At 72.1% G+C, this 19122-nt stretch carries 20 protein-coding genes; 14 read left to right on the top strand and 6 right to left on the bottom strand.

What is annotated here, in order from left to right:
• Window positions 1-1206, top strand: a complete 1206-nt coding sequence (locus VMR86_10585) for an FAD-dependent oxidoreductase (protein HTO07488.1) — start codon at window positions 1-3, stop codon at window positions 1204-1206.
• Here VMR86_10585 and VMR86_10580 read toward each other — a convergent pair.
• The gene (locus tag VMR86_10580; protein HTO07487.1) at window positions 1193-1630 is read right to left on the bottom strand and encodes a thioesterase family protein; all 438 of its coding nucleotides are present in this window, start codon (window positions 1628-1630) and stop codon (window positions 1193-1195) included. The two genes, VMR86_10585 and VMR86_10580, sit on opposite strands and share 14 nt — an antisense overlap.
• A 51-nt stretch (window positions 1631-1681) precedes the next feature.
• On the opposite strand from VMR86_10580, the gene arfB reads away from it, so the two are divergent.
• Entirely contained in the window at window positions 1682-2101 is a 420-nt protein-coding gene (arfB, locus tag VMR86_10575) for an alternative ribosome rescue aminoacyl-tRNA hydrolase ArfB (protein ID HTO07486.1), read from the top strand.
• Here the strand turns inward: arfB and VMR86_10570 are convergent, their stop codons facing one another.
• Window positions 2102-2650 (bottom strand): gamma-glutamylcyclotransferase, encoded by a 549-nt coding sequence (locus VMR86_10570; GenBank protein ID HTO07485.1) that lies wholly within the window; start codon window positions 2648-2650, stop codon window positions 2102-2104. It lies immediately after the preceding gene.
• Between the two features lie 149 nt (window positions 2651-2799).
• On the opposite strand from VMR86_10570, the gene VMR86_10565 reads away from it, so the two are divergent.
• From VMR86_10565 to VMR86_10550, 4 genes are all read left to right on the top strand, one after another.
• On the top strand, window positions 2800-5136 hold the full coding sequence (locus VMR86_10565; GenBank protein ID HTO07484.1) for a hypothetical protein: 2337 nt from the start codon (window positions 2800-2802) through the stop codon (window positions 5134-5136).
• Between the two features lie 182 nt (window positions 5137-5318).
• A complete protein-coding gene (locus tag VMR86_10560) occupies window positions 5319-5513 on the top strand; it encodes a hypothetical protein (protein HTO07483.1) in 195 nt (64 codons plus the stop codon).
• A gap of 50 nt (window positions 5514-5563) precedes the next feature.
• A complete protein-coding gene (locus tag VMR86_10555) occupies window positions 5564-5899 on the top strand; it encodes a TerB family tellurite resistance protein (protein HTO07482.1) in 336 nt (111 codons plus the stop codon).
• Window positions 5900-5920: 21 nt separating this feature from the next.
• The gene (locus VMR86_10550; protein ID HTO07481.1) at window positions 5921-6691 is read left to right on the top strand and encodes an enoyl-CoA hydratase-related protein; all 771 of its coding nucleotides are present in this window, start codon (window positions 5921-5923) and stop codon (window positions 6689-6691) included.
• A gap of 59 nt (window positions 6692-6750) precedes the next feature.
• Here VMR86_10550 and VMR86_10545 read toward each other — a convergent pair whose 3' ends face one another.
• Complete coding sequence (locus tag VMR86_10545) at window positions 6751-7119, bottom strand: PPOX class F420-dependent oxidoreductase (GenBank protein ID HTO07480.1); 369 nt, start codon at window positions 7117-7119, stop codon at window positions 6751-6753.
• 26 nt (window positions 7120-7145) lie between these two features.
• On the opposite strand from VMR86_10545, the gene VMR86_10540 reads away from it, so the two are divergent.
• Window positions 7146-8060 carry a lysophospholipid acyltransferase family protein gene (locus tag VMR86_10540; protein HTO07479.1) on the top strand — a complete coding sequence of 305 codons (915 nt, stop codon included), beginning with the start codon at window positions 7146-7148 and terminating at the stop codon, window positions 8058-8060.
• Between the two features lie 8 nt (window positions 8061-8068).
• Here VMR86_10540 and VMR86_10535 read toward each other — a convergent pair whose 3' ends face one another.
• Window positions 8069-9055, bottom strand: coding sequence for a prepilin-type N-terminal cleavage/methylation domain-containing protein (locus tag VMR86_10535; protein ID HTO07478.1), 987 nt, complete (start codon window positions 9053-9055; stop codon window positions 8069-8071).
• A gap of 291 nt (window positions 9056-9346) precedes the next feature.
• Between VMR86_10535 and VMR86_10530 the strand changes: the two genes are divergently transcribed.
• Window positions 9347-10576: an ectonucleotide pyrophosphatase/phosphodiesterase gene (locus tag VMR86_10530; GenBank protein HTO07477.1), complete on the top strand. Its 1230-nt coding sequence runs from the start codon at window positions 9347-9349 to the stop codon at window positions 10574-10576.
• 271 nt (window positions 10577-10847) lie between these two features.
• Here VMR86_10530 and VMR86_10525 read toward each other — a convergent pair whose 3' ends face one another.
• Window positions 10848-12038, bottom strand: coding sequence for a thiolase family protein (locus VMR86_10525; GenBank protein ID HTO07476.1), 1191 nt, complete (start codon window positions 12036-12038; stop codon window positions 10848-10850).
• Window positions 12039-12098: 60 nt separating this feature from the next.
• On the opposite strand from VMR86_10525, the gene VMR86_10520 reads away from it, so the two are divergent.
• On the top strand, window positions 12099-12524 hold the full coding sequence (locus VMR86_10520) for a nitroreductase family deazaflavin-dependent oxidoreductase (GenBank protein ID HTO07475.1): 426 nt from the start codon (window positions 12099-12101) through the stop codon (window positions 12522-12524).
• A 50-nt stretch (window positions 12525-12574) separates the two neighbouring features.
• Window positions 12575-13633 (top strand): LLM class flavin-dependent oxidoreductase, encoded by a 1059-nt coding sequence (locus tag VMR86_10515; GenBank protein HTO07474.1) that lies wholly within the window; start codon window positions 12575-12577, stop codon window positions 13631-13633.
• A gap of 6 nt (window positions 13634-13639) precedes the next feature.
• On the opposite strand, the gene VMR86_10510 is transcribed toward VMR86_10515, so the two are convergent.
• Window positions 13640-14437, bottom strand: a complete 798-nt coding sequence (locus VMR86_10510; GenBank protein HTO07473.1) for a GNAT family N-acetyltransferase — start codon at window positions 14435-14437, stop codon at window positions 13640-13642.
• A 77-nt stretch (window positions 14438-14514) separates the two neighbouring features.
• On the opposite strand from VMR86_10510, the gene VMR86_10505 reads away from it, so the two are divergent.
• From VMR86_10505 to VMR86_10490, 4 genes are all read left to right on the top strand, one after another.
• On the top strand, window positions 14515-15693 hold the full coding sequence (locus VMR86_10505) for an alpha/beta hydrolase (GenBank protein ID HTO07472.1): 1179 nt from the start codon (window positions 14515-14517) through the stop codon (window positions 15691-15693).
• A complete protein-coding gene (locus tag VMR86_10500; protein HTO07471.1) occupies window positions 15690-17507 on the top strand; it encodes an MFS transporter in 1818 nt (605 codons plus the stop codon). The genes VMR86_10505 and VMR86_10500 overlap by 4 nt, the downstream gene beginning before the upstream one ends.
• Window positions 17508-18692, top strand: coding sequence for an MFS transporter (locus tag VMR86_10495; protein HTO07470.1), 1185 nt, complete (start codon window positions 17508-17510; stop codon window positions 18690-18692). It abuts the gene before it with no gap.
• A 43-nt stretch (window positions 18693-18735) separates the two neighbouring features.
• Window positions 18736-19122, top strand: a 387-nt coding sequence (locus VMR86_10490; GenBank protein ID HTO07469.1) for a hypothetical protein, incomplete at its 3' end; no start/stop codon positions are given.

Genomic DNA, 19122 nt, shown 5'->3' with positions numbered 1-19122 from the left:
GTGGTCACGCTGCAGAAGGTCGCGATCGTAGGGGCCTCGCTCGCCGGCCTGCGCGCGGCCGAGTCACTGCGCCGCCTGGGCTACCAGGGCCGGCTGCTCCTGGTGGGCGCCGAGAAGCACCTGCCCTACGACCGCCCGCCGCTCTCCAAGGAGATCCTGCAGGGCCGCTGGGACGTGGACCGGCTGGCGCTGCGCAAACGGCCGTACCAGGAGCTCGCGCTCGACCTGCGGCTCGGCACGCGCGCCACACGGCTCGACGTGGCCGCGCGCGAGCTCGCGCTCGACGACGGCACGCGCGAGCGCTTCGACGCGCTCGTGATCGCGAGCGGCGCAGCGCCGCGGCGCCTGCCGGGTCAGCCCGCGCTCGAAGGCGTGCACCTCCTGCGCAGCCTGGACGACTCACTCGCGCTGCGCGCAGCGCTCGAGCGCAAGCCGCGCGTGGCGGTGATCGGCGCGGGCTTCATCGGCGCCGAGGTCGCGGCTTCGTGCCGCGCGCGCGGCCTGTCAGTCACCCTGGTCGAGCCGCTGCCCGCTCCGCTCGCCCGCGCCCTGGGCACCGAGATGGGCAGCGTGTGGGCGCAGCTCCACCTCGACCACGGGGTGGACCTGCGCTGCGGCGTCGGTGTGACTGCGATCGAGGGCGCGGGGCGGGTCGAGAGAGTCGTCCTGTCCGACGGCGCGCGGGTCGAGGTGGACCTGGTCGTGGTCGGCATCGGCGCCGCGCCCGAGACGGGCTGGCTCGAGGGCTCGGGTCTCGCGCTGGGCGACGGCGTGATCTGTGACTCGTACTGCGCGGCGGCGCCGGGCATCTTCGCTGCGGGCGACGTGGCCCGTTGGCACAACCCGCTGTTCGACGAGGTCATGCGCATCGAGCACTGGAGCAACGCCGTCGAGCAGGGCACCTACGTGGCCGAGCGCCTGGCGGGCAGCGACCTGGGCGCGCAGCCGTTCGCGCCCGTGCCGTTCTTCTGGTCCGATCAGTACGACGCGAAGATCCAGTTCGCGGGTCGCATGCGCGGCGACGACGAGCTGCGCGTGGTCGCGGGCTCGCTCGCGCAGCGCAAGTTCACGGCGCTCTACGGGCGCGCCGGGCGACTCACCGGCGTCTTGGCGATGAGTCGCCCGCGCGACCTCGCCAGGTACCGGCGGCTGATCGCCGAGCGCGCCGGCTTCGCAGACGCCGTCGCGGCGGCTAGCGCCGGATGAGCGAGCCCAGGCGCTCGCGCCGCGCGGCCGGGATCGGCGTGAGCTTGCCTTCGTTCGAGACCATGGCGTGCTCGGTGGTCGCGGCCGCGATCAGGTCGTCGCCGCGCCGGATCACGTAGCCGATCTGCAGCGACACGCGCTTCAGCCAGTCGAGCCAGCAGGTGACCTGGAGCCGGTCGTCGAAGCGCGCCGCCATCTGATACTCGAGCTGCAGCCCGGTCACCGCGTAGTGCAGGCCCTCGGCCACGTACTCGCGGTAGGGCCGGTCGTGCTCGTCGAGGAACACGATGCGCGCCAGCTCGAGATAGTGCACGTAGCGCGCGTGGTGGACGATCTGCATCGCGTCGGTGTCGTAGAACGGAACCCGGTACGAGATGGTCGAGGTCGCAACTCCGGGGGGCGGGGCGCTGGGCAGTCGGGGCACGCGCACAGGGTCCCGGGACGGCGCGCTGCGGTCAAGGCTAGACTCGCGCGCATGCCGGCGCCCCGCCTGCCGTTCGGGATCCCCGAGAGTGAGCTCGAGCTCCGGTACTCGCGCAGCTCCGGGCCCGGCGGGCAGAACGTGAACAAGACCGCGACCAAGGCGACCCTGCACTGGGATGCGCGCGGCAGCCGTTTCCTGCCGGAGGACGTGCGCGAGCGCTTCCTGCGCGCCTGGGCCTCGAGAATCACTCGCGAGGGCGTGGTCGTGATCCACGCTCAGCGCCACCGCGACCAGGCGCGCAACGCCGCCGAGTGTGTGGCGAAGCTCGGCGAGATGCTGCGCGCGGTCGCTCGGCCGCGGCGCGCGCGCAAGCCGACCCGGCCGGGCCGGGGCGCGGTGGAGCGGCGTCTGTCGGAGAAGCGCCACCACGCCCGCGCCAAACGCGAGCGGCGCGCCAGAGACGGCGACTGACTAGCTGGCGGCGGCCAGCGCCGGGCCGTTGCCGCGCACGAGTCTCTCGAGCTCGAACACGTGCGCGTCGTCGAAGCCCAGCTCGCGCAGCGCGTCGGCCAGGCGCAGCACGTACTCGGCGTTCGGGCCGCTGGGGCCGCGCGCGCGAGAGACCTGCGCGGCGATCGCCTCGAGCGGCGCCGGTCCGAGATAGTTGGGGTTGCGCGGCGTGGCGATGTACACCAGGCCGCCCGCGCCGTCGCCGCCGCTGAACGACAGCGCCAGCTCGAGCCGCTCGTAGCCGCCGCGCTCGCGGTGGTCCAAGGCGGCGAGCACCGCGTCGCGCTCGCTGTCGGCGATGCGGTAGGCCGCGCCGCAGCAGCGCGCGCCGGCGGCGTGCTCGAGAGTCACCACGCGCCCGGGCGCGCCAGGCACGCCGCGGTGGTCGGTCGAGCCTTGCCAGAAGCGGCGCTCGAAGCCGGTGATCCAGGCGCCGCGCCGTTCGGCGAAGGGGAAGGCCGGCCGCCACAACAGCGACCCGTACCCGAAGATCCAGACTGCGTCGCGCATCCGCGCCCGAGCTCCAATCCTGCGGGCGCCGAAGGTAGGAACGCGCGCGTACGCGTTCAAGCGACCCCAGGAACGTCCCGAAGAGACTCTGGGACGCTTTCGGACGGCGGACCCGAGCGGCTTGAGCCCCCCCGGCGGAGGTGCTCGCGGTGTGGTTCGACGCCTCCCTCTGGGAGAGGCTGGGCCGGCGGCTGGCGGCGGGGCCGCGCGCTTTCGTCGCGCTGCTCGTGGCGCTCACGGCGCTGCTGTCGCCGGGAGTGATTCGCGTCGACCTGCGCGCGCCGCGGCCCCCGGAGAGCGCCGCCCCGCTCGCCGCGGGTGAGACGGCGCTCTTCGAGCTCGAGTGCGACGCCGGCGCCTGGTCGCGCGACTGCCTGACGGCCGTAGACACGCTGACGCGGCTCCTGGCGGAGCGCACGGCGCTGGTGGCGAACGTCGACTCACTCAGCGCGCGCCCGCGGCTGGTGCGCGACGCCGGCCGGCTGGCAGCGCGGCCGTGGCTCGGCGAGCTGCCCGCCGACGCCATGGGCCTGCGGCGCTTGCGCGCGCGTGCCGGCGAGGAGCGCGCCGCGTTGGTCGGTCTGGTCTCCGCCAACGAGCGCGCGGCGCTGGTGCGGGCGCAGCTCGTGCCGGGAACCACGCCGCGCGACGCCTACGCGCTGATCGAGTCACTGCGCGCGCGCCTCGATCGCCCGCCGGCGGTCGTGCTGGGCGCGGTCTCGGCCGCGCACGGCGCCCACGAGCGCGAGGCGGCGGCGCGCGGCGACCTGGCGCGAGTGACTCCCGCGGCGCTCGTCGCGCTGGCGCTCTTGGGCGCCGCGTGCTTCGCGAGCGCGCGCCTGGGGCTGTGGCTGGCAGCGCTCGCGGCCATGGCGCTGGCGTGGTGTGCCGGCGCGCTCGGCCTCGCGCACGCCTCGCTCGGCGCAGCGGCTGCGGCGCTGCCGCTCTTGGTCTTCACCAGCAGCGCGTGCGCCGCGGCCGCGCTCGCGCACCGCGTGCGCAGCGAGCAGCGCGGCGGGGCAAGCGCGGCGCGCGCCGCGGCGCGAGCGCTCGCTGCGCTCGGCGCGCCGCTCTCGGCGGCAGTCGTCGCCGGCGCGCTCGCTTTCGGGTCACTCGCCGCAGTCGTGGGCGGCGAGACCGGATCGCTCGCGCTGGCGGCCGGCGGTGCGCTGGCGGCGAGTGCGCTCTGCGTCGGGATCGGTGTGCCCGCCGGTCTTCTGGCGTTCGGACCGCGCGGCGGGTCGCTGCTGCGCGCGGGCCCGCTCGCCGCGCCGGTCGAGGCCGCGCTCGCGCGCCTCGACGGGGCGCTGCGCGCGCGCGGTGCCGCGCGAGTGCGCCGGGTGCTCGCGGTCGCGGCCCTGCTCGCGGCGGCCGGCCTCGGCCTGCGCGGCCTCACGGGGGACGCCGGCTCGGTGGGCCCGTGGCCGGAGCGCACGCCCGAGCGCGAAGGGCTCGAAAGTCTCTCGCGCAGCTTCGGCGGCGCGGCGCCGCTGCGCGTGGTGCTCGACTCGGGCGCGCCGGGCGGCGCAGCCGAACCGCGCTTCCTCGAGCAGGCGCTCGGCTTCGAGCGCACGGCCGCCGAGCTCCAGGGGGTGGTCTTCGCCGAGTCACTCGTCGACACGGCGCTGCTGCCCGCGATGCGCGCGCAGCACGACGACGATCCCGGTTTCGCGGTGGTTCCGCCGACGCGCGCCGAGGTCGAGGAGGTCTACGAGCTCCTGGACCGCGAGGCGCCCGCGCTGGCTGCGGCCGGGCTCGACGCCTCGCGCCGCTACCTCGCGGTCGAGTTACTCGCCGATGCGCGCGATCCGGGGGCCATCGCCCGCATCGCGCGCGGCGTGTCGCTGCAGGCGGCCGCGGCGTTCGGCAGGCCCGGCGCCGCGCGGATCGCGGGCCCGGACCTGGCTCTTGCCGAGGAGGGCGAGCGCCTGTTGCGGCGCACCCCCGCGGTGGCGGCGCTGTCGCTGCTGTCGCTGGCGGTCGTCGCCGCGCTCGCGCTCGATTCCGCAGGGCTCGGCGCGCTGGCTGCGCTGCCGGCGGCGCTCGCGACCTGGCTCGTGCTCGGCGCAATGGCGCCGCTCGGCCTCGCGCTCGACCCCGCGTCGGCCCTGCTGCCCGCGTGGATCGCCGCCGCGAGCGCCGCACCCGCGCTGCTCTATCTGTCGCGCGTGCGCGAGCTCGGTCGCGCGGGCGCCGATGCACACGTCGCGGTGTCGGTCGCGCTGCGCGACGTGGGCCGGCCGATCGCCGAAGCGACGCTGGCGAGTCTCTCGTTCCTGGTGCTGCTCGGCTCGAGCTCGCCGCCGATTCGCGCATTCGGCGCGCTCGCTTGCGCGGGAAACCTCATGTCGACTCTCGCGGTGTTGGTGGCACTGCCGCTCGCGCTGCGCACCTTGCGGCCGGAATCGTTGATCGGCCGGCGCATCGGCTCGTCGAGGGAGACGCTTTCCTGTGTAGAGGGTGCGCGCGAACGCGCAGGAGAGTGATCAGGGTCACGGTGCACGTGTTCAGTGGGAAGCAACATGTGCGCATGCTGCGCCGGGTCGTGGGGAAGGGAGGCGGCGCAGTTCCGGTTCGAACTTCCGTGAGTGCGTCCGAAGTCAACCGACACCCCCCAGAGGGCGAGAGGATGAGAATCCTGTCGAGGCTGCCAGTACGCCGAGCACCGATGGTCGCAGCTGCCGGTGTGCCGGCGATTGGCCGCGATCGGCCGGCAGAACCGGCGAGCGAGCGATTCGCGCGTAGGCCGATCCAGCTCGACGAACGACCGGCTCCGCTGGGTGCACCGCGCGGGATCGCGATCGCCATGGCGATGGGCGCCTTCGTCTGGGCGCTGGCCATCGTCGCCGTGATGCTCCTCTGAGCGATCTGGCCGACTAGACACCGCGAGACGGCGAATGCGAGAGTGGGCGCATGGTCGCCTCGCTCGCGCCCGAAGAGCGCCTCCGTCTCATGAAGTTCGTCTGCTCCGTCGCCTGGGCGGATCTCGAGGTCCAGTCCGAGGAGCGCGCGTTCGTCCGCCGCATGGTGAGTCGGCTCGGCCTGAGCCCCCGGGAGGTGGCGCAGGTCGACGCGTGGCTGCAGGTGCCGCCCCACATCGACGACGTCGACCCCGTGGAGATTCCGCGCGAGCACCGCAAACTCTTCCTCGACACGCTGCGCGAGCTCGTGCTCGCCGACGGCTCGGTCGACGAGCAGGAGCAGGCGAGCCTCGCTCTGCTCGAAGACCTGCTCGCCGCCGGCGACTGACCGCGCGGCGAAGGAGCGCACATGGAGCTCTCGCACGTCTCGTTGGAAGAACGCGATTCGATCGCGACCCTCGCGTTCGCGCGGCCCGAGCGCCGCAACCCGCTGTCACTGCCGGTGATGCTGGAGCTGCGCGACGCCTTGCGCGCGATCGGCGCGAGCAAGGCGCGCGGCGTGGTGATCGCGTCGAGCGGTCCCGTGTTCTGCGCGGGCCACGACTACGCGGACCTGGTGAACCGCGACCTGGCGGGCATGCGCCAGCTGCTCGCGGTGTGCACCGAGCTGATGACCGCCGTGCAGTCGATCCCGCAGCCAGTGGTCGCGCGCGTGCAGGGGCTCGCCACCGGCGCGGGCTGCCAGCTGGTCGCGGCGTGTGACCTGGCGGTGGCGTCGGAGGACGCGGAGTTCCAGACACCCGGCGGCGCCGGCGGGCTGTTCTGCACCACGCCCATGGTGAGTGTCTCGCGCGCGATCGGCCGCAAGCGCGCGCTCGAGCTCTTGTTCACGGGCGACAAGATCGACGCGCGCACCGCTGCGGAGTGGGGCCTCGTGAACCGGGTGGTGCCCGCCGACGAGCTCGTGTCCGTGACCGACGCGCTGATCCGCCGCGCCACGCGCGGCAGCGCCTTCTCGAAGGGCCTGGGCAAGCAAGCCTACTACGCGCAGATCGACCTCGATCAGCCCAAGGCCTACGCCTACGCGATGGAAGTCATGGCCGCGAACGCCGTGGCCGAGGACGGGCAAGAGTCGATCCGCGCCTTCACCGAGAAGCGCCGACCGCACTTCAAGCCATAGACTGACTGAGCTGCGTTCGCCTTCGGCTCACTGCGCCGCTGGTAATCGCTCGGCCCCACTCAGCTCGTGGGCACGATCCGCAAGTACGCGCGCTTCTGGTAGCGGCCCGAGAGGCGCGAGAAGAAGTCGGCGAGCAGCATCATCACGCCGTACTTCTTGCGCAGGGCGATGAGGGCCCGCTGGATCGCGGCGGCGTCGCTCATGATCTCGCCACGCGCCTCGTGCCACGGGCCCTGGACGTTGCCGCGCATGTCACAGGCCGCCACCCGGGCGCGCGGCGAGTTGCGCAGGCGCTTCACCTTGCCGGCGTCGCCCGCGCTGAAGGCCACCATCGCTCCGCCCTCGTGCGCGAACCAGATGGGCGTCGCGACCTCGCGCCCGTCGCGGCGGAAGGTCGCGAGTGAGAGATAGCGCTCGCTCTCCAGCATCGGGCGCAGTATATCTTCGCGCGGCCGTGTACACACCGCGCGAGCTGGCCGAGTACGCTGCATTCCGCGCCGCAGTCACCGCGCTGGCGGCGATCCCGCTGCCGACCGCGCAGCGCCTGGCCGCGCGCGCGGCGCGGGCGCTGTTCGACCGGGGCGGGAAGCGCGTGGACTTCGTGCTGACCAACCTGCGGATCGCGTTTCCCGACCTTCCGGAAGAAGAGCGGCGGCAGATCGGGCGCGAGAGCTACGTGAGCTTTGCGTACGGGCTGATCGACGTGGCGCGCGGCAGACATTGGACGGCCGACGACGTGCGCGCGCGCGTCGACGTCGAAGGGCAGGAGATCGGCAACGCCGTCATGGCGCAGGGCAAAGGCGCCGCGGTGCTCGGTCTGCACTTCGGCAGCTTCGAGATCCTGCCGCGCGCGGCGCCGGCCTACGGCTTTCCGCTCACCGTGATCGGCCGTCCCGTCGCGAATCGGCTGCTCGCCGCCGAGCTCTTGCGCCAGCGCCAGAGCACGGGCGCCGAGATGCTCCTGCACCGCGACGTGCTGCCCAAGATGCTGCGCGCGGTGAAGAAGGGCCGCGCGGTCGCGGTGTTGAACGACCAGTACGCGCGGCGCTCACGCGGGGTCTTCGTGCCGTTCCTGGGCGTGCGCGCTTCGACTTCGCTCGGCCTGGCGGTGCTCGCGCTGCGCTCTGGAGCGCCGGTCGTGCCCTGCTACACCGTGCGCGTCGGGCCGGACCACCATCGCATGGTGATCCGGCCCCCGCTGGAGACGCCAGATACGGGCGACCGCCGCAAGGACGCCGAGATACTCACTGCTCGAGCAAACGAGGCGCTCGGGGAGATCATTCGGGCGCACCCGGAGCAGTGGATGTGGAGCCATCGGCGTTTCCGCCACAGCCCCGACTTGCCCGGCGATCCTTACGGCGGTCGCTAGTCAGTCACTCACTTCCAGCTCTGTGAGGCCGCGTCGTAGGCCCGCAGCTTCACGTCGCCGAGCGGCTCCACCAACGCGGCGAAGATCGCCGTGTTGTTCGAGTCGGTGAGGTAGATCCCGCCCGCGCCGCTGCCCCACGAGTTGGGGTTCTGCGGGTCGACGGGCACGCCCCGCTCCGAGAAGGCGATCACGGGCCGGCCCGAGACGGCGTCGACCGGGAAGGTCGCGCCGTTCACGACCGTGTCGGCCACGGTCGTGGTGCGCGGCGGCAGGTCGGCCGAAGGGTCGGCTGCGATCGCGGTCTGCTGACCCACGGCCAGGCTCTTGCCCGTGCCGCCGTTGCCGGTGCCCGAGTCGTCCGAGCCCGAGCTGCTGCCGTCGTCGCTCGAGCCCGAGCTGCCGCTGCCGCCCGTGAGACCGCCCACGATGGCGCCCGCGGCATCCACCGTGCCACTCACCGCGCTGCCCACGGTGTCCGCCGCCGCGGCGACCGTGTCACCGAGCGCGGTCGAGGCACGCACTGCCACGGCGCCGACCTCGGCCGCATCCGTCGCCTTCAGCGCGAGGTCCTCGCGCGGCATCGGCACCACCGGCGCCGCCGCCGTCGCGTCCGTGCTGCTGCTCGAGCTGCTGCCGTCGTACGGCTTCACCTTGCGGCACGCGCCCGCAGACAGCTTGAAGTCCGTGGTGACGTCGCCGTCGGTGATCGAGTAGCTGTGGTCGACGTCGCGCACTTCGACCGCGGCCACGCCGCAGTTGCCGTCGCCGTCGACGGCCGGCGAGTTGAAGTACACCAGGTGGGGCGTGCCCTCGGCCACCGCGCGCGCGCGTGCGTCCGAAAGAAGGCCCGCCATCTCCGTGGCGCTGCTCCGTGTCTCCTGGCGCTCGAGCATGCGCAGCATGCTGGGGGTCGCCATTGCGACGAGAATTCCCATGACCGCGACCGCGGTCATGACTTCGAGCAGCGTGAATCCGCGCTCGTCGTTCCGCTTCATAGCCAGATCTCCTCTCCCGTGGAGCTCCGGCCCCTCCGGCCAGCGACCGGGAAGACATTCAGGTTCCGTGCCTGGAAATGCGCAGCTTCCGCCGAATCAGTCACTCGCGCCGTCGACTGCGCGTTCAGCTGCCGGCCGGCTGCGCGCGCACGGACCGATCTCAGGCATGCAGCGTGTGGAGCGGATCACTCTTTGGTGGTGACCTGGTTCACACGACTGGGAAGCGGGCTCCACACATCGGGCGCGCGCAGGGGAGCGCGCGTTCGCGAGGCGTTCCGCTAGGATGCGCGCGTGACCCGCATTCGAGCTGCGGCGCTCGCGCTGTTCCTCCTCTGCAGCCTCGCGGCCAACGCGCGTGCGGCCGAGCCTTCGGTCGTGGTGCTCCTGTCCTGGGACGGGACGCGCTGGGACTATCCCGCGCGCGCCGCGACCGTGGCGCTCGCACGCATGGCGCGCGACGGAGCGCACGCCCGGCGACTCACGCCGGTGTTTCCCTCGAGCACGTTCCCCAACCATGTCTCGCTCGCGACCGGCACGTATCCCGACCGGCACGGGATCATCGAGAACAGCTTCACGGACCGGCAGGGCCGGCGCTTCTCGTACGGCAACGACGCGTCCTTCATCGAAGCCGAGCCGCTGTGGGCCGCCGCCGAGCGCCAGGGCGTGCGCGCCGCGGTGTTCTTCTGGGCGGGCTCGGAGACCGACTGGCACGGACGCGGGGCGACCTACCGCCGCGCGCCGTTCGACGGCTCCGTTCCAGAAGCAAGGAAGGTCGACCAGATCCTCGCCTGGCTGGACCTGCCCGCTGCCCAGCGGCCGCGGCTGATCATGAGCTGGTGGCACGGCTGCGACGGCGTGGGTCACGAGCTCGGCCCCGACGCGCCCGAGATCGCCGCTCAGCTGCTGGCGCAGGATCGCGAGCTCGCGCGGCTGTTCGCGGGCCTGGACGCGCGCGGCGCCTGGGCGCACACCGCGGTGATCGTGGCGAGTGACCACGGCATGTCGCGCATGGACGGCGCGATCGACGCCGAGGCCTTGCTCTCGGCCGCGGGCATTGCGGCGCGCCTGGACGGCTCGGGCGGGGAAGGGCAGCTCTACCTGAAGGACCCCGCGCAGACCGCCGCGGCGCTGCGCACGCTCTCGGGGATCGAGGGACTCACCGCCTACACCCCCGAGTCACTCCCCGCGCGCATGCGCAGCTTCTACCCGAGCCGCAGCGGCGACCTGACGCTCGTGCCGAACCCGCCGTGGGCGGTCGGCCGCGAGAGTCTCTGGCAGCGGCTCGAGATCTGGTGGCGCGGCAAGTCTCCCGGCGTGCACGGCTACGACCCGAGTCAGCCCGACATGGGCGCGATCTTCTACGCGCTGGGCGCCGGCGTGCCCGCGGGCGCCGAGCTCGGCGAAGTGCGCGCGATCGACGTCGCGCCCACGGTCGCCGCGCTGCTCGGCATCGACCCGCCCGCACAGTCCGAGGGCCGGGCCTTGTTTCAGGCGCCGCAAGCGCCGCCAGGCGCGCAGTGAGCCGCAGGCGAACGAAGCTCCGTCAGAGCCGAGCGAGGGCCGCCCCGAGCGAGGCGCCGCAAGCGCCGCCAGGCGCGCGCAGTGAGCCGCCGCGAACGAAGCTCCGTCCGAGCCTCGCGAGGGCCGCCCCGAGCGAGGCGCCGCAAGCGCCGCCAGGCGCGCGCAGTGAGCCGCAGGCGAACGAAGCTCCGTCCGAGCCTCGCAAGGGCCGCCCCGAGCGAGGCGCCGCAAGCGCCGCCAGGCGCGCGCAGTGAGCCGCAGGCGAACGTAGTCAAACTGACTCGAAGAGCGAAGCGAAGCCCTGACCGCCGCCCACGCACATGGTCACGAGCCCGTAGCGCTTCTTGCGCCGCCGCAGCTCGCGCAGAATGTGACCCGTGAGTCGCGAGCCCGTCATGCCGAACGGGTGACCGATCGAGATCGAGCCGCCGTTCGGGTTCAGCTTCTCGTCGGGGATCCCGAGCACGCGCTGCACCTGCAGCACCTGCGACGCGAAGGCCTCGTTCAGCTCGACCAGGTCGATGTCGTCGAGTGACATGCCGAGTCTCTTGAGCAGCTTGGGCACGGCGTAGATCGGGCCGATGCCCATCTCGTCGGGCTCGCAGCCGGCGACGGCCGAGCCGCGGTAGATGCCCATGGGCTCGAGCCCCAGCGCGTTCGCGCGGCTCGCCGACATGACCAGCGTGGCCGACGCGCCGTCGGACAGCTGGCTCGAGTTACCGGCCGTGACCGTACCGCCCTCGGGCTTGAACGCGGGCGGCAGCTTGCGCAGGCCTTCGATCGTGGTGTCGGGCCGGTTGCACTCGTCGCGGTCCACGACGAAGTCCTCCTCGCGCGGCTCCTCGCCCTTCTTCTGCACGATGCGGCGCACCTTCATGGGCACGATCTCGTCGTCGAAGTAGCCCAGCTCCTGGGCACGCGCGGTGCGCTGCTGACTCTTCAGCGCGTACTGGTCCTGGTCTTCGCGAGACACCTTGTATCTCTCGGCCACGACCTCGGCCGTGGCGCCCATCGCCATGTAGAGCCCCGGCGCCTTCTTGGCGGCCACCGGGTTCAGCAGGCGCTTGGTGTTCTGCGAGCCGTCCTGCAGCATCGTGATGGTCTCGACGCCCGAGCCGATCGCGATGTCGACGCCCTCGTGGAGGATCTGCTGCGCGGCCATCATGATGGCCTGCGAGCCCGACGAGCAGAAGCGGTTCACGGTGGTCGCGGCCACGGACGTGGGCAGCCCCGCCAGCACGGTCGAGATACGCGCCACGTTCATGCCCTGCGGGCCTTCGGGGATGCCGCAGCCGGCGATCACGTCGCCGACCTCGGCCTTGTCGACGTTGGGGTTGCGCGCGAACAGCTGCGCGATGCAGTGTGCCAGCTGGTCATCCGGGCGTGTCATGTTGAACGAGCCACGGTGCGCCTTCGCCAAACCGGTGCGCACGCTGTCGACGATCACGGCCTCGCGAGACATTCGGGTTCCTCCCGTCTTCGTCATCATATCAGTCGCCAGCCACGCGGCCATGGAGGATCGATGAACCCACTCCAGCGCTTGCTCGTGTTCGCATTCGTGCGGGTCCACACGGCGTTGTTCCGGCTCACCGACGGGCGCATCGGCGGTCGCATGGGCCCGCAGCGCATCCTGTTGCTCACCACGACCGGGCGCGCGAGCGGCCGCCCGCGCACGGTGCCGCTGACCTACTTCGAGGACGGCGAGCGGCTCGTGATCATCGCGTCGGCGGGCGGCGCCGCGCGCGACCCCGCCTGGTGGCGCAACCTGCAGGCGCAGCCGGAAGCCCTGGTGCAGCTCGCGGGCGAACGCCGGCGCGTGCGCGCGCGGATCGCCTCGGCCGAGGAGCGCGCGCGCCTGTGGCCGCGCGTGAAGCGCGAGAACCCCGCGTACGCCGCATACGAGAAGCGCACGGCGCGCGAGATCCCAGTGGTTCTGCTCGCGACCTGACGCTCCGCTATGCTGGGAGGTGGAAGGGAGAACTTCACATGCACGTCGGAATGGCAGCGATCTTCCAGAACCCGGAGCAGGCGCGCAGCGACCGCGAGGTGTGGCGCGAGGACCTGCGGCTCGCACTCATGGCGGAGTCACTCGGCTTCCAGTCACTCTGGGGAGTCGAGCACCACTTCACCGACTACACCATGTGTCCCGACGTGCTGCAGTACCTGACCTTCCTGGCCGGCGCGACCGAGCGCGTGCAGCTCGGCTCGATGGTGGTCGTACTGCCCTGGCACAACCCGATGCGCGTGGCGGAGCAGATCTCGGTGCTCGACCACGTGTCGAACGGCCGCTTCGTGCTCGGGCTGGGCCGCGGGCTGGGCCGCGTCGAGTTCGACGGCTTCGGCGTCTCGATGGACACGAGCCGCGAGCGCTTCACCGAGTCGGCCGACATGATCCTCACCGGACTCGAGCGCGGCTACTGCGAATACGACGGCAAGATCGTGAAGCAGGCGCGCCGCGACATCCGCCCCAAGCCCTGGAAGTCGTTCAAGGGCCGGAGCTACGCGGCCGCAGTCTCTCCCGAGTCGGGCCCGGTGATCGCGAAGCTCGGGCTGGGCATGCTGATCATCCCGCAGAAGCCGTGGGAGGCCGTGACCGAGGAGCTGCGCAACTACAACACCGTCTACCAGCAGGTGAACGGTGTGCCCGCGCCGCCGTCGATCTGCGCCGGTTGGGTGTTCTGTGACCAAGACGCCGGCCGCGCCGAGGAGCTGGCCCGCAAATACATCGGCGGCTACTGGCACACCGTGCTGAAACACTACGAGCTGCGCGGTGACCACCTGGCCAAGACCAAGGGCTACGAGTCGTACGCCCGCATGCAGGAGATCGCGAGCGCGCCCGGCGGCGCCGACGCCATGATCGACTTCTTCCTGGGCCTGCAGGTGTGGGGCACGCCCGAGCGCTGCTACCAGACGATCGTCGACACCCAGAAGCGCATCGGGAGTGACCGCTTCGTGGGCGTCTTCAGCTACGCGGGCATGTCGCCGGCCGAGAGCGAGCGCAACATGCGCTTGTTCGCGAAGACGGTGCTGCCGGAGCTCAACCGCTACGAGGTCTGACCAGGTTCAGGAGCCGGTCTTCACGTAGCGCCGCTCGACGCAGAGCGCCCTGAAGCCGAGCGCGGCGTACATGTGTTTGGGCGTGTCGTTGGTGCGCGCCCCGATCAGGATCGGGCCGGCGCCGCGCGCGCGGGCGTCGTCGACGCAGCGCGCGATCAGCGCCGTGCCGATGCCGCGGCCGCGGAACTCGGCGCGCGTGAACAGGTCTTCCACCTGGCCCACGCCGTTCGCGCCCGGGTAGGCCGAGAAGAACGCGCAGTCCACGCCGTCCTGGCGCGCCAGATAGAACTGCACGTCGGGCGCCTTGGCGCGCTTGGCGGCTACGAGCTGGCGCGTGACTGCCTCGTCCCACGGCTCGTGGAAGCCCTTCTCGACCTCTTCCTCGTGATCGAGCCGGCAGAGTGACTCGATCGCCTCCCAGTCGGCGTCGCTCTGCGCCGGGCGCAGCTCGAGCGCGGGCCCACGGCCCGCGAGCGCGCCCTCGAGCACGAGCACGACCTGCTCCTCCTTCTCGTAGCCGTCGAGCTGCAGCCGCGCCTCGAATTCGGGCGGGGTCTGCGGGTCCCAGAGGAACATGCGGTGACCGAGGCCCCGGTACATGGAGTCCGCCGCCACGAACAGCGACTCGATCTCGTCCGGCGTGCGCGCGCGCACCTCGGCCATGAAGTTCGCGTCGTAACAGACGGGCATGCGCGGGTCGCGCACGAACTGCGCGAGCGGCTGCATGCGTGTCTCGTGTCCGCAGGCGAGCCAGCCGGTGATCGTCTCGAACGCGCGCGTGACCAGGTCGTCGGGGTCGGCCATGGGCGCGCCATGCTAGCGCACGGATTCGGGTATGCTGCGAAGCGTCGAGAAAGGGAACGCCTGAAATGCCGCATGCCATGGGTGCCCGGCGTCCCTTCGGGCTCGCGTACTGGCCCCTGCCCGAAGACGACCCGAAGGTGGTGCTTCGCCGCGAGGACGTCCGGCTGGTGTCGGCCGACGGCGCGCTCGTGCGCGGAACCCTGTGGACGCCGCCCGTCGGCCAGCCGTGGAAGACCGCGGTCGTGCTTTCGCACCCGCGCGGCGACTTCTCGATCCACTACGCCTGCCCGCTGCTGGCTGCGGCGGGCTACGCCGTCTTGGGCTTCGCGACCCGCTACATCAACAACGACATCGATTGCCTGCACGAGAGCTGCGCACTCGACGTCGAGACCGCCGTGCTCGAGATGCGCCGCCGTGGCGCCGAGGCAGTCGTGCTGCTGGGCAACAGCGGCGGCGGGTCACTCATGGCGCTGGCGCACGTGGAGCGCGGCGTGGGCGACGGCTGGATCGCGGTCGCGGCGCACCCGGGTGAGGGTGTCTTCATGAACAGCGTGATCGATCCGTCGGTCGCCGACGAGAACGATCCCGAGTCCGTGATTCCCGAGCTCGACATGTACGACCCCGACAACGGCTGGCGCCCGTGGCCCGAGCCCTGTCACTACGACCGCGCCTGGCTCGCGCGCTACCGCCAGGCGCAGCTCGCGCGCGTGGCGCGGCTCGACGCGATCGCGCGCGACTCGATCGCGAAGGCCGAGCTCGCCGCGAAGCTCTCGAAGGGCGCCGACAAGCAGGCCGATCCCCGCGCGTGGAGATACTGGCGCCAGCGCGCCGTGCACGCGAAGTACCTGGTGATCTATCGGACCCTGGCCGACCCCGCGTATCTCGATCTCTCGATCGATCCGGACGACCGGCCCCTGGGGTCCCTCTTCGCCTTTCCCGACCCGCTCGACGGCAACTACGGGCGCTTCGGGCTGGCGCGCGTGATGAGCGCGCGCGGCTGGCTCTCCACGTGGTCCGGCCTGTCGTCGCACGCGAAGCTCGCCGACACCATGCCGAGCGTGAAGGTGCCGTCCCTGATCCTGCACGCGACCGCCGACACCGAGATCCGGCTGAGTCAGGCGCGCGCGATCCGCGACGCCTGCGGCGCGAGCGACGTCGAGTACCACGAGCTGAAGCGCGCACCGCACTATCTCGAAGGCCACCGCCGCGAAGCCATGGAGCTGTGCGCGAGCTGGCTCAGGCCACGCTTTCCATGAGCAGCCCCGCGCGCGAGAAGGTGCCGCTCGGGCTGAAGATCATCTACGGGGCGCCGAGCGTCGCGGGCGCGGCGATGGCGATCCCGGTCGCGATCCACGTGAATCCGTTCTACTCGGACACGGTGCTCGTACCCCTGGCGTGGGTCGCGCTGGCCGCGGCGCTCGCGCGCATCTTCGACGCGATCATCGACCCGTTCGTCGGCTGGCTCTCCGACCACACGCACACGCGCTGGGGTCGCCGCCGGCCGTGGATCGCGGTCGCGACGCCGATCGCGGCGCTCGTGTTCGTGGCGCTGTTCACGCCCCCGGCCTGGCTCACGACCTCCGGCGCGGCGGTCTGGTTCGGCGTGTGTCTCATGCTGTTCTTCATCTTGAACATGCTCTACGGGCTGCCGCACGCGGCGCTCGGTCCGGAGCTCACGCTCGACTACCACGAGCGTTCGACCCTGTTCTCGGTGCGCGAGGGCTTCGCGCTCGTGGGCACGCTGGTGGCCGCGATCGTGCCCGGCGTGCTGACCCAGGGCTTCGGCTTCTCGCAGCGCTCCGCCTTCGCAGGCATGGCGCTCGGCTACGGCGTGTTGATGGTCAGCCTGTACTGGCTCTTGGTGGTGCGCGTGCGCGAGCGGCCCGAGTTCGTGCAGCGCGCCTCCAACCCGCTCGTGCCGGGCGTGCGGCGCTCGCTGCGCAACCGGCCGTTCCTGGTGCTGTTCGTGTGTTACGCCGTCGCCAACATCCCCGGTGCGATTCCGGGCCTGTTGATGCCGTACTTCAACCGCTACGTGCTGAACCCGCCGCCCATTCCGCAGCCCCAGGCCGACGGCTGGCTCACGATCTTCCTGGCGGCGTACTTCCTGTCGGGGCTGTTGTGTCTGCCGCTCTGGCTGGCGCTGGCCAAGCGCATCGGCAAGCTCAACGCCTGGCTGACCAGCTTCGTCATGGGAGTCACGGGCGGAGTGATGCTGTTCTTCCTGGGCGAGGGCCAGAACATCGGCTGCCTGGCGGTGATCGTCTGGGCCGGCTCGAGCTTCGGCGCCGGGCTGTTCCTGCCGCCCGCCATCCAGGCCGACGTGATCGACTACGACGAGCTCCACACCGGCAAGCGCCGCGAGGCGCAGTATCTCGCACTGTGGGGGCTGGTGCCGAAGTTCATCGTGATTCCGAGCGCCTCGCTGCCGCTCGCGCTGCTGGCGTGGCTCGGCTACCAGCCCAACCTGCCGCAGTCGCCCAACGTGGTGTTCGCCATCCGCGCGGTGTTCGCGCTGACTCCCGCGGCCTTCTCGATCGCGGCGTTCTTCATCGCCTGGCGCTTCCCGATCGACGAGCGCGTGCACCGGGCGATCCTCGAGGCGATCTCCGCGCACAGTCGCGGCGAGCTGGCGGTCGACCCGCTCACGCAGCAGGTGCTGCCGCCGCCGGCGGAGCGCGAGGTCGACGAGCGCACCAGCTGGTTCCTCGACTACTTCTCGGTGGGTGAGCTGCGGCGCGTGCTCTCGCGCGGGTCGCAGGCGCTGCTCGGCGACGTGCTGCGGGTCGCGGCGCTGTCACTGGCGATCGCCATCGGCCTGGGCTTCTGGGTGGCGCAGCAGCTGGCCGCCACGGGCGGGAATCCCGGGCCGTTGGCCGTGATGGGCATCGTGGTCGCGGGCTTCGCGATCACCGTCTTCGTGTTCCATCTGTCGCGCATCGCTCCGGCGCTCGAGCTGCGCCGGGCGCCGGTGTCGCAGGAGATGATCCGCGCGCACCTCGCGCACGTGAACGGCGAGAACGGCGCGCTGGTCGAGCCGACGCCCGCGGCGGCCGTGACCCGCGCCTAAGTGAGCGAGTCCGGGCGGCTGATCGCCGCGCGCGGCTTGCGCGGCTTCGTCGACGGCGCCGTGAACGTGGTGCTCTCGGCCTATCTGCTCGGGCTGGGACTCAGCACGGTCCAGGTCGGCGCGGTGGCCACCGCGACGCTTTTGGGAAGCGCGCTGCTCACGCTCGGGGTGGGGCTCGCGAGCGGGCGCTTCGCGGCGCGCACGGTGCTGCTCGGGGCGTCCGGGCTGATGGCGCTCACCGGGCTCGGCTTCGCCGGACTCACCGCGTTCTGGCCGCTCTTGCTGGTGGCGTTCGTGGGGACCTTGAACCCGACCTCGGGCGACGTGTCGATCTTCCTGCCCACCGAGCAGGCGGTGCTCGGCGCCGCGGGCGACCTGCGCACGCGCACGGCGACCTTCGCGCGCTACAACGTGGCGGGCGCGCTGCTCGGCGCCGCGGGCGCGCTCGCCGGCGGCCTGCCGGACCAGGCGGTGACCCACCTCGGTGTCGGGTTGCAGGACGCCCTGCGCGGGGTGTTCGTGCTGTACGCGTGCGTCGCGCTGCCGCTCGTGGTCCTGTATCTCGGGCTGCCGTCCGCGCCCGTGGCGAAGCAGGAGCCGCGCGCGCCGCTCGCGCGCTCGCGCAGCATCGTCCTGCGACTCACCGCGCTGTTCTCGCTGGACTCGTTCGGGGGCGGCCTCGCGGTGCCGCCGCTCGTGGCACTGTGGCTCAACCAGCGCTTCGGTCTCTCACTGACCGAGCTCGGCACCTTCTTCTTCGCCGCGTCGACGCTCTCGGCGTTCTCGCAGTTCCTCTCGGCGTGGCTCGCCGCGCGCATCGGCCTGATCGAGACCATGGTCTTCACGCACCTGCCCGCGAACGGCTTCCTGATCGCGGCGGTGTTCATGCCCAGCGCTCCGCTCGCGCTCGGGTGTCTGCTCGTGCGGGGCGCGCTCTCGCAGATGGACGTGCCGGCCCGGCAGTCCTACGTGATGGCGGTGGTGCCGCCGGAGGAACGCGCCGCGGCGGCCAGCGTCACCAACGTTCCGCGGGCGCTGGCCTCGGCGCTCTCGCCGCTGCTCGCCGGCGCTCTGCTCGAACGCTCGGCCTTCGGCTGGCCGCTGCTGCTCGCCGGCTCGGTGAAGATCCTCTACGACCTCCTGCTCCTGTGGCAGTTCCGGGCGGTACCACCCGCCGCGCGCTAGGCAAGTGTCTCGACCCGCGAAAATCCTGCGATACGATCGCGGCATGGCGGTGAAGAAGAAGGCTTCCGGCAAGAAGAAGGCCGCTGCCACGAGGAAGGCTGCGCCGAAGAAGGCGGCCCCGAAGAAGAAGCCGGCGGCGAAGAAGCCTGCCGCCGCGAAGAAGAAGCTCGAGGCTGCGAAGCCCGTCCCGAAGCCGGCGCCCAAGGCCGCGCCGCCCAAGCCGGCAGCACCGAAGCCGCCGCCGACCCAGCCCCGCGCGCTGCCCGCACCTGTCCCGGTCGCGCCGCAGTCCGGCGGTGTCTCGGCGGCCGACGTGAACCTCGGCCACGTGGTCGGGCTGCGGCCGCGCACACACACCGGCTTCAAGCCCGAGGCCTTCGCCGAAGCCAAGCGCGCGCTCGCCGAGCAGCGCTTCGCCACGATCGAGGAG

It is taken from the genome of Myxococcota bacterium, from assembly GCA_035498015.1.
Lineage (GTDB): Bacteria > Myxococcota_A > UBA9160 > SZUA-336 > SZUA-336 > VGRW01.
Note: the sequence above shows the minus strand (reverse complement) of the source record. Positions and strands in the feature narration are given on the sequence as shown.

Excerpts from the sequence above, each read along its gene's own strand:
- arfB (HTO07486.1), top strand. The coding sequence starts at position 1,682 with ATGCCGGCGCCCCGCCTGCCGTTCGGGATCCCCGAGAGTGAGCTCGAG.
- VMR86_10570 (HTO07485.1), bottom strand. The coding sequence starts at position 2,650 with ATGCGCGACGCAGTCTGGATCTTCGGGTACGGGTCGCTGTTGTGGCGG.
- VMR86_10560 (HTO07483.1), top strand. The coding sequence starts at position 5,319 with ATGGTCGCAGCTGCCGGTGTGCCGGCGATTGGCCGCGATCGGCCGGCA.
- VMR86_10555 (HTO07482.1), top strand. The coding sequence starts at position 5,564 with ATGGTCGCCTCGCTCGCGCCCGAAGAGCGCCTCCGTCTCATGAAGTTC.
- VMR86_10550 (HTO07481.1), top strand. The coding sequence starts at position 5,921 with ATGGAGCTCTCGCACGTCTCGTTGGAAGAACGCGATTCGATCGCGACC.
- VMR86_10545 (HTO07480.1), bottom strand. The coding sequence starts at position 7,119 with ATGCTGGAGAGCGAGCGCTATCTCTCACTCGCGACCTTCCGCCGCGAC.
- VMR86_10535 (HTO07478.1), bottom strand. The coding sequence starts at position 9,055 with ATGAAGCGGAACGACGAGCGCGGATTCACGCTGCTCGAAGTCATGACC.
- VMR86_10525 (HTO07476.1), bottom strand. The coding sequence starts at position 12,038 with ATGTCTCGCGAGGCCGTGATCGTCGACAGCGTGCGCACCGGTTTGGCG.
- VMR86_10520 (HTO07475.1), top strand. The coding sequence starts at position 12,099 with ATGAACCCACTCCAGCGCTTGCTCGTGTTCGCATTCGTGCGGGTCCAC.
- VMR86_10515 (HTO07474.1), top strand. The coding sequence starts at position 12,575 with ATGGCAGCGATCTTCCAGAACCCGGAGCAGGCGCGCAGCGACCGCGAG.
- VMR86_10510 (HTO07473.1), bottom strand. The coding sequence starts at position 14,437 with ATGGCCGACCCCGACGACCTGGTCACGCGCGCGTTCGAGACGATCACC.
- VMR86_10505 (HTO07472.1), top strand. The coding sequence starts at position 14,515 with ATGGGTGCCCGGCGTCCCTTCGGGCTCGCGTACTGGCCCCTGCCCGAA.
- VMR86_10500 (HTO07471.1), top strand. The coding sequence starts at position 15,690 with ATGAGCAGCCCCGCGCGCGAGAAGGTGCCGCTCGGGCTGAAGATCATC.